The sequence below is a fragment of the Kriegella aquimaris genome (assembly GCF_900103215.1).
GTDB classification, from domain to species: domain Bacteria; phylum Bacteroidota; class Bacteroidia; order Flavobacteriales; family Flavobacteriaceae; genus Kriegella; species Kriegella aquimaris.
The window spans coordinates 47385-62686 of the sequence record NZ_FNGV01000010.1; the positions used below are offsets into that span (position 1 = coordinate 47385).

The 15302-nt window shown below is 39.8% G+C and carries 9 protein-coding genes; 7 read left to right on the plus strand and 2 right to left on the minus strand.

All coding sequences use genetic code 11. The features are described 5' to 3' along the window. The first annotated feature begins 188 nt into the window (after positions 1 to 188). Both BLS33_RS17255 and BLS33_RS17260 read left to right on the plus strand, forming a co-directional pair. On the plus strand, positions 189 to 2075 hold the full coding sequence (locus tag BLS33_RS17255; RefSeq protein ID WP_089892436.1) for a right-handed parallel beta-helix repeat-containing protein: 1887 nt from the start codon (positions 189 to 191) through the stop codon (positions 2073 to 2075). 61 nt (positions 2076 to 2136) lie between these two features. Then, positions 2137 to 3690: a sulfatase gene (locus BLS33_RS17260; RefSeq protein ID WP_245731518.1), complete on the plus strand. Its 1554-nt coding sequence runs from the start codon at positions 2137 to 2139 to the stop codon at positions 3688 to 3690. 127 nt (positions 3691 to 3817) lie between these two features. On the opposite strand, the gene BLS33_RS17265 is transcribed toward BLS33_RS17260, so the two are convergent. Then, on the minus strand, positions 3818 to 4633 hold the full coding sequence (locus BLS33_RS17265; RefSeq protein ID WP_089892439.1) for a polysaccharide deacetylase family protein: 816 nt from the start codon (positions 4631 to 4633) through the stop codon (positions 3818 to 3820). A 232-nt stretch (positions 4634 to 4865) separates the two neighbouring features. Then, entirely contained in the window at positions 4866 to 6146 is a 1281-nt protein-coding gene (locus BLS33_RS17270; protein WP_218129586.1) for a PQQ-dependent sugar dehydrogenase, read from the minus strand. 290 nt (positions 6147 to 6436) lie between these two features. On the opposite strand from BLS33_RS17270, the gene BLS33_RS17275 reads away from it, so the two are divergent. The 5 genes from BLS33_RS17275 to BLS33_RS17295 all read left to right on the plus strand — a co-directional run bounded on the left by BLS33_RS17275 (position 6437) and on the right by BLS33_RS17295 (position 15298). Beyond that, the gene (locus tag BLS33_RS17275; protein WP_089892442.1) at positions 6437 to 7228 is read left to right on the plus strand and encodes an IclR family transcriptional regulator; all 792 of its coding nucleotides are present in this window, start codon (positions 6437 to 6439) and stop codon (positions 7226 to 7228) included. A 592-nt stretch (positions 7229 to 7820) separates the two neighbouring features. Continuing rightward, positions 7821 to 10979: a SusC/RagA family TonB-linked outer membrane protein gene (locus BLS33_RS17280; RefSeq protein WP_089892777.1), complete on the plus strand. Its 3159-nt coding sequence runs from the start codon at positions 7821 to 7823 to the stop codon at positions 10977 to 10979. A gap of 19 nt (positions 10980 to 10998) precedes the next feature. Continuing rightward, the gene (locus BLS33_RS17285; protein WP_089892445.1) at positions 10999 to 12747 is read left to right on the plus strand and encodes a RagB/SusD family nutrient uptake outer membrane protein; all 1749 of its coding nucleotides are present in this window, start codon (positions 10999 to 11001) and stop codon (positions 12745 to 12747) included. A gap of 366 nt (positions 12748 to 13113) precedes the next feature. Continuing rightward, entirely contained in the window at positions 13114 to 14268 is a 1155-nt protein-coding gene (locus BLS33_RS17290) for a glycoside hydrolase family 117 protein (protein ID WP_218129591.1), read from the plus strand. 13 nt (positions 14269 to 14281) lie between these two features. Further along, complete coding sequence (locus tag BLS33_RS17295; protein WP_089892780.1) at positions 14282 to 15298, plus strand: zinc-dependent alcohol dehydrogenase; 1017 nt, start codon at positions 14282 to 14284, stop codon at positions 15296 to 15298. Positions 15299 to 15302 lie beyond the last annotated feature (4 nt).

The window sequence follows — 15302 nt, forward strand, 5'->3', positions numbered from 1 at the left end:
GTTCATCATCGCCACTAGGAAGACTTTATCTCTAAGTTATTCTTCAAGATGAAGTATCATTGAAAAAACACCTCCATATACGCAGAAATACATAAACTTAACGATGGAATACATTTTAATAGCCACAAAAGACTTATTTCGTTTTTGAAAAATAAGATCATTCAGAAAGATCTTTTAACATCGATATAATGAAGTCATATATACATCGGAATTTAGGTATAGCATTGGTTCTCTTTTTTTTCCTTTCAGGCCTTTGTACTTATGCATGTGAAGGCGAGAGCGTCATTTTTAAAACTGATATAGCGGACGATGCTACTCCCGCAGTTTTAGAACGTATTTTGAAGGCCGATGAACAACCCGTGTCGGAAATTAAATTTGAAAAAGGAACCTATCACTTTTATCCCGATAAGGGATTTGAGCATTTATGTTACATATCCAACCATGAAGATGTTTTGGCTAGAACCGCTTTCCCTTTGTTCGATTTTGAAAATATAGTTATTGATGGGCAGGGATCTACCTTTATTTTCCATGGACGAATGATTCCTTTTATTATTGAAGGGGGGGCTAACATTACCTTGCAGAATTTTTCCATTGATTGGGAAATCCCTTTTCACAGTGAGGGACTTGTAGTGGGTAACAATCCAAAAAACAAAACTATCGATTTGAAATATGGCGATGTCGACTCATACGAAATTCGAAACGGCGAACTCTATTTTGTAAAAGAGTATTATGAGCATACCATCGGACAGAATATTCTATTCGACCCTGAAAGGAGGGCAATAGCTTATCGTGCGCATGACTACGGAGTGTCTACGACTGCAAGGGTAAAAGTTCAGCATAATATTGATAAAATTAAATATAAGTATGAGGGCGATCATCAGACGATAGGTCAAATACAACCCGGGCGTGAGGGTAAAATGAATGCTAGGGAAATTGAACCAGGTGTGGTGCGAATTCAAAACCAAGGAAAAAATGTACCGCCCGTAGGCACAATCTTGGTGAGTAAAGGAGAAAAGGGTCTGAACAGAGTTTCTCCAGCGATTCGGGTAACGGGCGTTATAGGTTTTAATGCGAATAATGTGACCGTTCACCATGCCAATGGTATGGCGATTATTGCAGAAAACAGTGAAAACCTAATTCTTGATGGCTTTAACGTCAAACCTTCGGGAAAGCGCATGCTTTCGACTACTGCCGATGCCACTCACTTTGTCGGTTGTCGCGGACAGGTTGTTCTGAAAAATTGCACACTTACCAATCAAATGGACGATGCCATGAATGTGCATGGTACGTATCAAAAGGTGATGGACATTTTAGGGAACAAAACCATTGGTATTCATGTTGGACATTTTGAACAGCAGATGTTTGTTATCGGAAGACCTAACGATAAGGTCGGGGTAGTACGCTTAAGCGATTCTTTTGAGCCGTATGCCCATCTTTCTATAAAATTGATTCAGCTCATTAACGGACGATACCAGAAAATCACGTTTAACGAGAATTTACCTCCCAACATTCAATCTGGGGATCTGATCGAGAACTTAGATGCTTATCCTGAGGTAACTGTCCAAAATTGTACGATAAGCGGAAATAGGGCGAGGGGTTTGCTCATTTCTACTCCAAGAAAAACGCTAGTTGAAAACAACTTTTTCCACACGCAGATGGAAGCTATTTTGGTGCCAGTCGAAAGCAGTAGTTGGTTTGAATCGGGTAGCGGCTCCAATCTTACGATTAGAAATAATGTCTTTCAAGATTGTAACCACGGTGGGTTGAATCGTGGTGTTATTCGCTTTCATACCGATGAGGGCAACGATAAAATCGCGTTCAAGTCCATAGAAATCACCAATAACAAATTCAATCAGTTCGACAACTATATTCTAGAAATTGCCAATACTGATGGATTACTGTTTCAAGGCAATTCGATTACCAATTCGGGTACTTTCCCCCAGTTGCACCCAGACAGTCCGGTGGTCACCATTCAGGCATCAAAAAACATAGATTTTAGGAAGAATTCCTATACAGGAAGGGCAACTAAAATGATGGAAACCGATGACAGCTTAAAAGGTTTGAAGTTTAGATAGTTCATTTTTGATTGGATTTCATTTGACTTGACCTGTCTTAATTTTAAATATCCTTTTTAATATGATGAACATTTTAATGAAAAATATGGATACTAGTTATTGGTCTGCTTTGACCATAATTTTCCTTGCCTTGATTTCTTGCAAAAACATAAATGGTCAAACCGATGGAATTGCAGCGAAAAAGCCGAACATCATCTTTATTATGGCCGATGACCTTGGGTATGCCGATGTAGGCTTTAATGGTTCTACCTACTACGAGACCCCGGCACTTGATGCTTTGGCAGAAGAAAGTCTCGTTTTTGAGAATTCATATATGTATCCCACATGTTCACCGTCACGGGCGGCCTTACTGACTGGTAAGCAATCCTTCCGTACTGGAGTATATGGTGTTCCAGTACTCGAGAAAGGTGACGATAAAGAGAATATTTTTTCCCGTTGGACGGTAGAAAAAAAACATGCCGTATATGCCGAACCCTTGGCAAAAGTGGGTTATTCTGCTATCCATCTGGGCAAATGGCATATCGTCGGGCCTTATCCTCAAGAAGAACTAAAAATGCATTTTCCCCTAAAGACAAAATTAACACAGCCAAGCCCAGGCGATTTCAGTTGGGTGGCCAATCATAAGTCAAATGAAGTAACGCCTTTTTATCCTGAGGGGAGAGGATTCGTTAAAAATGTAGGCGGTACTTTTCGTGGGGATCCAGCCTTTGAAGATGGTGGCTATAAAAGTGAAAACGGAGGCTACCGTGCTCCGTTTAGCAATCCTTTTATAGAAGCAAAACCCAATGATGAATGGTTGACCGACAGATTAACCGATGAGGCTATCGAATTTATGAATGGGCACAAAACGACTCCTTTTTTTGTCAACCTACACTATTATACGGTACATAAACCCATTAAGGACCGCAGTAAAACACTATTGGAAAAATATAGAAAGAAACCCGGTGATGCCATAACAGGTCAAGGTCTGGGGAAAAACCGGGAAACAATGGCCAGCTATGCTACAATGATTGAATCTTTGGACGACAACATACAGCGTCTGCTCGATTTTCTTAATGTAAACGGACTTCGGGAAAATACGGTTATTATTTTCACCTCTGACAATGGGTATAATGGCGGGCAAAGCAGCAACAACCTATTGCGCGGAAGTAAACGTGATATCTATGAAGGCGGTATTCGGGTGCCTACTTTGATGAATTGGCCGGGTCAGATATACCCCAGAAGAAGTAAAGTTGCCATATCCGGACTCGATTTTTTTCCCACCTTTCTTGATTTGGCCGGTATAGAAGATTATAGTGATGAGCTGGATGGAAATTCGCTGAGCGACATCTATCAAAAAGATAATGGTTTCTTAGAAAATAGACCGCTTTTTTGGCATTTGGCAAGTCAAATAAGCCATGGCACTTGTTCCGTTATCCGGAAGAACAATTATAAATTAATTCAGTTTCTAGCGGACGGAAAATTAGAATTATACGATTTGGCGTCCGATCCAATAGAGGCACACAATTTAGCAATTAAAAGGCCGGAAGTCGCAAAACAATTATTGGAAGAATTGGTCAATTGGCGAAAACAAAATAAAGTGCCGCTACCACCAAATGCAGTTATGGCATATTGATTTTGTATGAATTATTAGTGGTTCGCTGGTTTTTACAGCCGTTAAGTTTTAATTTTATCGCTAGTCTCAAGAAAGACCAGACTATCTCTGAAATATTCCAGTTGTTGCAATTATTCCGATTAGGATATCACAGCCCCCGTTGGGTTTTTATATAGGCCGAAATTTCCCCAACGGGCGCGGTCCATATTTTATTGGCGGGATCGGTAAGATAGGGCAACAATTTTTTGAGCATAGTTACCTCCGTAGTCTGTCGGTTTTTATCCCCAATATCATGACCGGCCAATACAAGCCATAAATTATCACCTCTCGCATTTTCAATAAGCTCTAAAATTTCGTCGATGTTCTTGCCGTCCATCTCTACACCGGTCAATTGTGCCATATCACAAAAGGCGGGGTCATTGGGTACTTCGTCTAGCCAGGTTCTTCCCGAAGAAAATTGGTTGTGAACAATGGGTACATAGCTCGCTGTATTCGGCCCGCGGCCAACAAACGTCTGTCCACAGGGGTAGGCAAATTCGGTAGGGGTAACGCCCAATATCTTTTTTATGCTATCGTTGGCTTTGGCCAATTCCAATTGCATTTGTTCCAAGGTATAGTCTTCAAGTGCAGTATCGCGCGCCCATAGAAAGTTGCCCGAACAGGGGTGCATCAACGAGTGGTTACCAATTTCATGACCGTTAGCGACTGCGGCTTTCCAACCTGGTATTTCTTCCTTTATCAGAGAGGGAACTATATAAAAGGTAGCTTTAACACCATAAGCATCTAAAATAGGGGTTCCCACAGTTACTTGACTACTCCGGCCATCGTCCCAAGTAAGACTTACGGCCATGGTATTGCCTTCTGGCCATTGAAAAGAGGTCTGTGCTTTTTGACCCCATAGAAACGAGGAACAAAAAAGTACCAAAACAAAGGATTTCAATAGTGGTTTTCTTATGTAATTCATGTGAATCAGTTTTATTAAAAAAGTCCGACTTTTTTATTAAAGGGATATTTAAATGTACTAGCTGGAAATTACCCCGGCCAAAGAGGTTGGGAATCTCTAATATAACTCATAATCTTGATGAATCATAATCCGTACTTTTTTGCCCATTATAATTAATGAGCCGAATAGTGTAATTATTCGGCTCATTAATTTCTTATAGTTTCTGTGACTGCCCTAAAAACGCAGCTTTGCTTTAATGGGTGATTTTAAAGACAGAACCGCCCAAATCATCACTTACATAGAGCGCTCCATCAGGTCCTTGGGCCAAGCCACAAGGACGATGTTGCACGGGGCCGGTCGGATTGGCTAGGTCTATACCGGCAAAATTGTCGGCAAAAATTTCCCAATCGCCGCTAGGCTTTCCGCCTTTAAAAGGAACAAAAGCTACAAAATACCCTTTTTTAAGTTCTGGCGATTGGCCATGAAAAGCAACAAAGGCACCGTTCTTATATTTTTCAGGAAACATATTGCCCGTATAGAATAATAGGTCGTTGGGGGCTAAATGCGCAGGAAATGCCATTACGGGGTCGATTGCATCTTCCCGTCCGGTTTTTTGACCGTCACCGCCAAATTCAGGAGCAAGCATCTTTGCTTTCTTGAAGTGGTCATAATAGACATGTGGCCAGCCGGCATCATCGTTCTCGTGTACTTCGTACAAAGTTTCGGCTGGTAATTCTGCACTATTCTTTGCCGTGTAATATTGTGGAAACAAATCGTGGAACCCTCCTCGGCCATGAACCGCGGCAAACAACGAATTGGTTTTAAAATTCCAGGCTGTGGCAACAGCATTCTTTATACCTGTAGCGTAACGGGCTCCGTCAGAAAAGGTTTGGTTTAGCTTGTCGGCGTCGTATTTCCAAATGCCTCCGGCAGAGTCTAAAATAGTAGAAGGTACTATGGCCTTTCCTGTTCCATCTTCGCGGCCTGAGTCATTCCAAGAACCAACGGTGACATAAATATTGGAATCGTTGTCCATTACGAAAGATTTTGCATTATCCCGGCCATGATCTGCAAGTCCGTCTACTATTTTTTCGGGCTTCTCGGTATCGATAATTTGTCCCTCATCATTTAATTTATAACGAAAGATTCCAGAATTGGAAGAAGCGTATAGATATCCTTTGTGGAATAATATGCCAGTACCTGGTAAATCGCCAAAAACTTGGGTTTCACCAATTTTTCCATCTTTGTCAATATCTTTTAGGGCGATAATTCCCTTTCCATCTTTTAGTTTTGATCGATTCACATAAATATCACCTTTACTTGAAACCGTCATATGTCTCAAGTTACCCAAGTCTTGGGCGAGTATTTCAACTGAAAAACCATCAGGAACTTGTATGTTGGTTTCGTTTGTTTTGACTATTGCTTTTTCCGGTTCGGTTTTTTTGGCCTCGGGCTTGCATTGACTAAAAAATAGGCCCAATAGCGCGACTGCCATCAATGTTGGTAAACTGTGGTTCGAAGAGAAGCGTTTCATATAATAAATTAAAGGTTTGATTAGCGGCTAAAGTTACTACATCGAACTTAGTTGACCGAGAAAAAATATAAAACAAGAACTTAGTCCCTACAAACTGATCTGTTTGATGCTTTTTTTCGCGTCTAATTTTTGATATCCCATGTCATCGGCCTGCCCATGAAGGTCGCATTGCGTAAAAATCATAACTAAATGTATACACGTATTTTATTGTTTAAAATATAGTGTAGCGCCATTGTGGCTATTTAGGTTTCATAAATAGTGTTATTTTAGCTTCCGATAGACTGAAAAGTATGAAAAAAGCTAAGGAAGATTTAAAATCGACATATAATGTCCCCAATTTGGAAAGGGGGTTGTCCATTATTGAGTTGTTAGCTACAAAAACAAAGGGTTTGACCTTGGCCGAGATAACAGAAAGTCTATCGATTACAAAATCTAGTGCGTTTCGCATTGTAAGTACTTTGATATTCAAAAATTATTTACAGAAAAATGAGACCACTAAGAAAATAACACTTTCCAGAAAAATGTTGACTTTGGGCATTTCATCTATGAATGAACAGAGTTTGGTCGAAATGTCCATCGATGTAATGCGTGCGCTTCGTGATGAATTGAAGGAATCGGTTATGTTGGGGGTGATTCTAGGGTCAATGGGCACTATTCTTGAACAGGTACCGTCTTCTTATCCGGTAAAATTGTTTGTCGAACCCGGCACACAGTTTTTCTTGCACAGTTCGGTCGGGGGTAAATGTATTTTGGCAAATCTTCCTGAAGAGGAAACCTATGAAATATTGAAAGGAAAGACATTGGCGCGGTTTACCGAGAATACCATCGTTTCAAAGAAGGAGTTTAAGAACGTGCTGGGAGAAGTTAAGAAAAAGGGGTATGCGGTTGATAATAGCGAAGATATAGAAGGGATAAATTGCGTTGGGGCGCCTATTTTTAATGAATACGGTTATCCTGTTGCGGCACTTTGGATTACGGCACCCTACGGTAGGCTACCAACTTCCGAATTTGATCGCAAAGGAAAGATTGTGGCCAAATATGCGAGGGAAATCTCGGCCAAATTGGGATTTTTGACACAATAGAAAACTTCTTCTTCCCTTTAAATCATATCACACAAAAATAAATCTTTTTGCGGTGACCAATATTAAAAGCTAGGTCATGGCAATTCGTTTTTTAATGCCACTCTTCCGCTGGCTTTGTTTCACTTCTGGAACAAAATCCGCAAAGATTATATATCATCCTTTACGATATATGTGGTTTCTCGTGCAGCGAGACGGCAATTGATGTAGGTATCTAAAAATGTAGCTATATCTTCATTTCCCCCTTTATTTGCGGCGTTCTTCTTAATAAATGCAGGGACCACCTAAATACCATATTGTTTAATTCAAGGTATTGATTCAAAGAATTTTATAAAAAATATAGGTACATAATGCCGATATGTAAATATTTTTTTTACATTTGGTTCAAATATGAAACTAGTTTCATATTTGAACCATTTATTGATAATGCCAGTTCTTTTGTTTTACGATGTAGGTTAATTGAGATTTAAGTAGCCTCTTACCGTACGTTTTAAAATACATTCAAAATGATTCTATGTTTTTTCGAAATAAGAGTAGCTATAACAACTCACTTAACTTATAACCAATGAAAATGAAATTTTTAAAATTCTTAAAAATGGGAGTTTTTCTTGCCATTTTTATCTTGTTTTCGAGCTATGCCCGGTCACAAGCCGTAATTACAGGAACCGTTTCTGACGAACAAGGCCCTATTCCTGGGGCGAATATTGTAGTTCAGGGAACGACTAACGGTGTAACTACCGATTTTGATGGAAACTTCAGTATCGAAGCATACCCAACGGATATACTTATAATTTCTTATCTCGGGTATGCCACCCAAAACATCAAAGTAGGAAACCGAACTACGGTTAATGTCAGTCTACTGACCGACCAGCAGCAACTAGATGAAGTTGTGGTAATCGGTTATGGTACGCGAAGTAAAGGTACTTTGACCAGTGCAGTGGCCACAGTTGATGAGAACTATCTCGAACAACAGCCGGTATCTAACGTAAGTAAGGCCCTTCAGGGGAGTGCTTCCGGGGTTACTACCATTAGTGCGTCTACTCCTGGTGGCGATGCCGAAGTGCGCATACGGGGTATGGGCACTATTAATAATAACGGTCCCCTTTGGGTAGTTGATGGTGTTCAAGGAGCGCAAGCGCCTCCGCCGGGGCAAATTGAATCCATACAAATCTTAAAAGATGCATCTTCTACGGCAATTTATGGGGCTAGGGGAGCTAATGGGGTTATTCTGGTTACAACTAAAACAGGAAGAAAGAATCAGGCGGTACAATTAGATGTAAACATGAAATCGGGTATGAGTTTTTCCAATGCCAAATATGATATAATGACAGATCCACAATTGATAGGGGAGTTGTTATGGTTGGAATTGGATAATGATGGGCTGCCACAGACCAATACACATTTTGGAAACGGTGCAACACCCGTACTCAGTGAATATTTGTTCCCCAATGGTGGAGTTTCTGGCAATGCCAATGTTAATCCCTCTCGCTACGATCAACAAAATTATCCGATTACCAGATCAAACCCCCAAGGGACCGATTGGTTGGATGAAATATATCAGCACGGTTTAATCCAGAATTATGACTTGTCGTTGACGGGGGGCTCTGATAAAACCTCCTATTCATTTCAGGCGGGCTTTCTGGAAGAAAATGGTATACTTAAGAATACGTCATTTAATAGAATTTCTTTCCGGTCTAACGTTGATTCCAATCCTTTTGAATGGTTGAACATTGGTCAGCGTTTGGGAGTCACATACGGAGAAACTAAAGGTTGGGGTGGAAATAATTCACATAACAATTTATTTAATCAACTCTATTTGGCTAGCCCCTTGATTCCTGTTAGGGATGTTGCTGGAAACTGGGCAGGAAGTGTTGTTGGTGGTGGTAATATTAATGATGGCCCTAATCCTGTAGGTTTTTTGGATAGACTCAAAAAGAATAGTAATAAAAAATACAATATTACGGGAAATATTTATGCCGCGATTGAACCCGTTAAAAATATAACAATCAAAACTTTGCTAGGTTATGATGTTGATTTGTTCAATAATTTCTCACCTTCTTTTGCTGCTTGGGAACAAGCAACCGGCGCTAAATCCACTACTCTTAATGAAAGTAGTGCCAATCAAACACGTTGGAACTGGACAAATACATTTAACTATAAAAATACATTTGGAGCAGACCATAGCGTGGATTTTCTTTTTGGTATGGAATCTTCAAGAATAGCATATAGAACTATTTCTGCTTCCAGACAGGATTACCTTTCTAATGATATTAATTTTTTAGTATTGGACGCAGGTGCTAGCAACCAGTTAAATAATGGTAGTGGATTTGCTTCTACATTGTTTTCTTATTTTTCTAGATTCAATTATGACTATGCAAAGAAATACATTTTAGACCTTACGGTAAGACGCGATGGGTCATCTCGTTTTGGTGCCGAAGATAGATATGGAATTTTTCCAGCTGCATCTTTGGGTTGGGTAGTATCAAAAGAAAATTTCTTAAGTGGTGCTGAAGATTGGCTTAGTTATTTAAAATTTAGAGCAAGTTGGGGGCAATCCGGTAATGATCAAATTGGGAATTATAACAGTTATACAACGTATGAGTCTGATCCTGGATCGTCGTATTATGCTATTGGTGGATCAGATAATACTATTACTCAAGGGTATCAATCTAAGGCATTTGGTAACCCAAATGCTAAATGGGAAACTACTACTTCTACGAATATTGCTTTTGATGCAACTTTGTTTAGAAAGTTAGATTTATCTGTGGATTTTTGGAAAAAGGATACTGAAGACATGTTGTTTCCCGTAGCTATCCCTCAAGTTGTGGGTGACGTAGAGGAGCCTTCAGTGAATATAGGATCGATGTCTAACAAAGGGGTAGATATATCACTTTCGTACCGTACTTCTGCTTTAGATGATTGGTTTACGCTTGATATGTCAACCACATTTACGGCTTATAAAAATGAGGTAACCAGTCTCTCTTCAAATGAAAATGAGTTTTTGCAAGGGTTTCCTACCCGTCAGCAGATTTACACAAGAACAGAAGCAGGTCGCTCATTTCCGGAGTATTTTGGTTATGTTGTGGATGGTATTTTTCAAACGCAAGGAGAAGCGGATGCACATGCTACTAATGGTGCTTATAATGAACCGGGTCATTTGAGAATTAGAGATGTTAATGGCGATGGGGAAATTACACCGGAAGATCGTACATATATTGGTAATCCACATCCAGATTTTACAGCAGGTTTTCGTTTGGGCATGGGGTTTGGCAATGTTGATGTTTCAGCAACGCTTTATGCTAGTGTAGGAAATGATTTAGCAAATTACACCAGTAGATTTACCAGGTACGGCTTGTTTAATGGTCCAAATTCATCAGATAGATTGTATAATTCTTGGGGGAGCCCATATTTAGATGATAACAATAACGCTACTTTGCCTAAAGCGTCTACCTCCACCTCTTTTGAGCAAAACGCTTCTACCGATTACATAGAGGATGGTTCTTTTTTAAGAGTTCAAAATTTACAGATAGGTTATACTTTTCCTGATGGTTTAGTGGAAGATTTGCACCTTAAACATTTACAATTGTACGTAATTGGTTCTAATCTATTCACATTTACCAAATACTCAGGTTTAGATCCTGAAATTAGTGCCAAGAGAGAAAATGGCGTTCCACAAGAAATTGATAGGGGAGTTGATGTGGGCACATGGCCAATATCCAAACAAATTATGTTGGGGTTAAACATTTCTTTATAATTTTTAAAAAATAGAAAAGATGAAAAATGAATTTTTCGCAAATAGTTTTGCCATCTCAATTTTAATATTGATCACTTCTTGCAGTGAAGATTTTCTAGAGGAGAGTCCTGTGGGAACAGTAAACGAATTAACATTGGTTAGTGAGGAAGGAGTAAATGGGTTGCTTATAGGGGCATACTCGTTAATTGATGGATACTCTAGTAACGGCAGTCCTAACGGTGGCACAGGGGAAGCCTCTGGAACCAATTGGATTTGGGGAGACGTTCCTTCTGATGATATGCATAGAGGTGATACCAACGGTGGTTGGTCACAAATCAATGATATTGAAAGATATGAAGTAAAGTCTGATAATGAATGGTTAAGTGGTGCCTGGGGCATTAATTTTGATGGAGTAGCGCGCGCTAATGATGTTCTACGTGTTTTAGGAACGGCTGGAGATGTGATATCGGCTGAAAAGTCTGATCAAATTGAGGCCGAAGCTAAATTTTTACGGGCATGGTTTCATTTTCAACTAAGAATTAAATTTGAAAAAGTTCCCTATATAATCGAAGATGTTGATCCGGTTTTGGTTAAAAATGATCGGGAAATTTGGGACGATATAGAAAACGATCTTCAATTTGGGATTGATCATCTGAATCCTGCACCGTCTGAAGTCGGTAGAGCATCTCAGTGGGCAGCAATGGCATTAAAAGCGCGAGTTCATTTGTTTCAGAGCGAATTTGCTGAAGCGAAACCACTTTTGGATAATATTATAGAAAAAGGTCCTTTTCAGTTAGAACCTCATTTTTATAACAATTTTGATGAAGAGCATCAAAATAATGGAGAAAGTATTTTTGAAATTCAATATTCAGTAAATGACGGAGCAGGTGTAGCGAATTCGGGTGTTGATCACCAGACTTTGTATCCAAATGTTGAAGGGCTTGGTTATTCCTATAGTGCACCTACTTTTGACCTTTTCAATGCGTATAAGGTAGAAGATAATGGTCTTCCGTTGTTAGATGATTTTCAGAATGACCTTCTTTTAGAGGATTACCAAGTTTCAGATACGGAAGAATTTACACCAACTAGTCATTTATTAGATCCTAGGGTTGATTGGACTATTGGAAGAAGAGGTATCCCATTTTTAGATTGGGGTCCAATGAGTGGAAGCGATTGGATGTCGGATCAATTGAACATGGGGCCTTTCATGAATAAGAAGAACATGTTTTATAAGCGTAATAGAGGTATAATTTCTACTGAGTCTGGCTATTGGGCACCAGGGGTAAACGGTAACAATTTCAGGTTGCTTAGACTTGGTCATATATTATTATGGAGGGCGGAGGTGGCGGTAGAGGAAAATGATTTACCTACGGCTCTAGTATTGGTAAATCAAATAAGGCAGCGAGCAGCTGATGATATTGTAATGGGTAAAGTAGCAAATACTTCTTTTAAAGAAGGTGACCCTATCGTAGTAGACGAGTCACAACCCGCTGCAAATTATAAATTGGGACTCTACGATTCTTTTCCTAATGTAGCATATGCCCGAATGGCGGTAAGACACGAAATGAGGCTTGAATTTGCCCTCGAGGGAATGCGCTTCTTCGATTTGGTAAGATGGGGAATAGCCGAAAACACTCTGAATACTTATCTGGCTAGTGAATTAAGCGATAGTAAATTGCCATGGTTGTCGGGTAGTTCTTTTACCTCGGGTAAAAATAATTATTGGCCAATTCCACAAGTACAATTGGATCTTCAGCCAGGCATCTTGACCCCAAATTCATCACTGTGATGAAGTTGAATTAAACACGTGTAGGAATAAAGCGGAATTCTATGTCCTTAATTTTCAGCATGATAGCTCAGAGTTTCACTTTCATAAAAAGATAGTATTGTTTAAAGTGATAAATATAAAAATTTGGACTTATCATCTTTGCCCTAAGTAATTTACGTTACACATTGGCTAGTTTAGCTCTGGTTGGGTTCAACTGCCGAAGGTATTTATTTCTTATTTTCGATATTGAAATAAAAGTACGTAATAGGTAAAAATGTTTATCGATGTATTTGTTTAAAATAAATAGAATAGAAAATGAAGAACCAAGTCTTATGGATTACATTGAGTACAATAACATTCATGGCATCCTGTAATTCTCCTACCAAAATGGAAAACAAAGAGTCCGATTCTAATATGGAAAAACTCAAAATCACCGAAGAGCAAATCGATCATTTGGGTATAACCGATGTGAATCATCTGAGCGCCGCTTCAAAGAGGGCTCTAAAGTGGCCTATCGATTTAGGTAATGAATGGTTTATACAATTTGGCCCTCTTAAGCCTTTAAAAGGAGATTTGGCCTACGAAGAAGGAGTTGTTCGCCGTGACCCAAGTGCCTTAATCAAAGAGAATGGCAAATATTATGTATGGTATACCAAAAGCACAGGTCCGACACAGGGCTTTGGCGGTGATATTGAAACAGAAAAGGTGTTTCCGTGGGATCGTTGCGATATCTGGTATGCAACTTCTGAAGATGGATGGACTTGGAAAGAAGAGGGCCTCGCCGTACCCAGGGGTGAAAAAGGTGCCTATGATGACCGCTCTGTTTTTACAGTAGAAATTATGAAATGGGAAGGCAAATATTACCTCTGCTATCAAACTGTGAAATCACCTTATAATGTACGTGTAAAAAATCAAGTGGGGTTGGCATGGTCTGATTCCCCTGACGGCCCGTGGACCAAAAGCGAAGAGCCAATTTTAAGTCCTGCCGATAATGGTATTTGGAAAGGTGAAGAACAAAACCGTTTTATGGTGGAGAAAAAAGGAGATTTTGACAGTCATAAAGTGCATGACCCTTGCATTTTGCCTTATAAAGGAAAGTTTTACCTGTACTACAAAGGGGAGCAAATGGGCGAACAGATTACTTTCGGGGGAAGGCAGATCAGACACGGTGTCGCTATTGCCGACAACCCAAAAGGCCCCTACGTAAAGTCACCCTATAACCCAATTAGTAATAGTGGTCACGAGATTTGTGTGTGGCCCTATAATGGCGGTATTGCCTCATTGATTACGACAGATGGCCCTGAGAAAAACACGATTCAATGGGCTCCGGACGGGATTAATTTTGAAATCATGTCCGTTATACCAGGTGTAAATGCCCATGCCATCGGTTTAAATAGAACTGCAGATATAGAAAAAGAACCTACCGAAATTCTGCGGTGGGGTTTGACTCATGTCTATAATAACGGCGATTATCAAAGTATAATGCGTTTTTCCTCAGCAAGAAAAACGACCCATACCGCAAAAGGTGAATCTAAAAAATAAGAATACCAATAAAATGAAAGCAACTCAATATGAAGGTAACAAGACCTTCTCAGTCATTGAAAAAGAAATTGAAGCACCTACAAAAGGTGAAGTAAGAATTAAAGTAGCGTATTCAGGCGTTTGTGGTACAGATGTACACATTTATCATGGTATGATGGACAAACGTGTCGCGATGCCATTAACTATCGGACATGAAATGTCAGGAGTTATTGATGCCGTCGGTAAAGGTGTTACCGATTATAAGGTAGGAGATAAGGTGGTTGTTCGTCCGCTTGATGATCGTTTGGTAAAGGATTCGGACAAAGGTTTCAATCATATTTGTGAAAATCTGAAATTTATCGGTATTGATAGCCCTGGTTCGATGCAGCAGTATTGGAATGTTCCTGAATTTGTACTTCATAAATTACGGGATGAAACCGATTTAAAACTGGCCGCATTAATTGAGCCACTATCGGTAGCGACACATGATGTTCGCAGAAGTGGATTGGTCGCCGGTGAAACTGCTGTCGTTTTGGGTGGTGGTCCAATCGGTCTTTTAGTAGCTATGGTGGCTAAAGAAATTGGAGCTAACGTCATCGTATCCGAAGTAAATGAAAAACGTGTATCAAAGGCAAAATCATTGGGGTTGCATGCCGTAAACCCCATGAAGGTAGATTTGGTCGAATATGTAAAAGAACAGACTGATAACCGTCGGGCAGATGTTGTTTTCGAAGTTGCAGGAGTTCAAGCGGCCTTAGACGTGATGTGCGAGGTAGCAGGTATTCGGGGCAGAATTCTAATGGTAGCTATTCACGGCCAGAAGAAAGAAGTTGATTTGTTTAAGTTTTTCTGGAAGGAGCTTAGTCTGATCGGAGCGCGCGTTTATGAAAAGGAAGATTACGAGAAATCTATTGCCCTGATAACGGCCAATGAATTACCCTTCGAAGAAATGATCACCGATGTGCAGCCGCTAAGTAACATACAAAAGGTATTCGAAAATATTGATAACAATCCTGATGGAATGAAAGTTCTGATGGACTGTCAATTGTAATTTA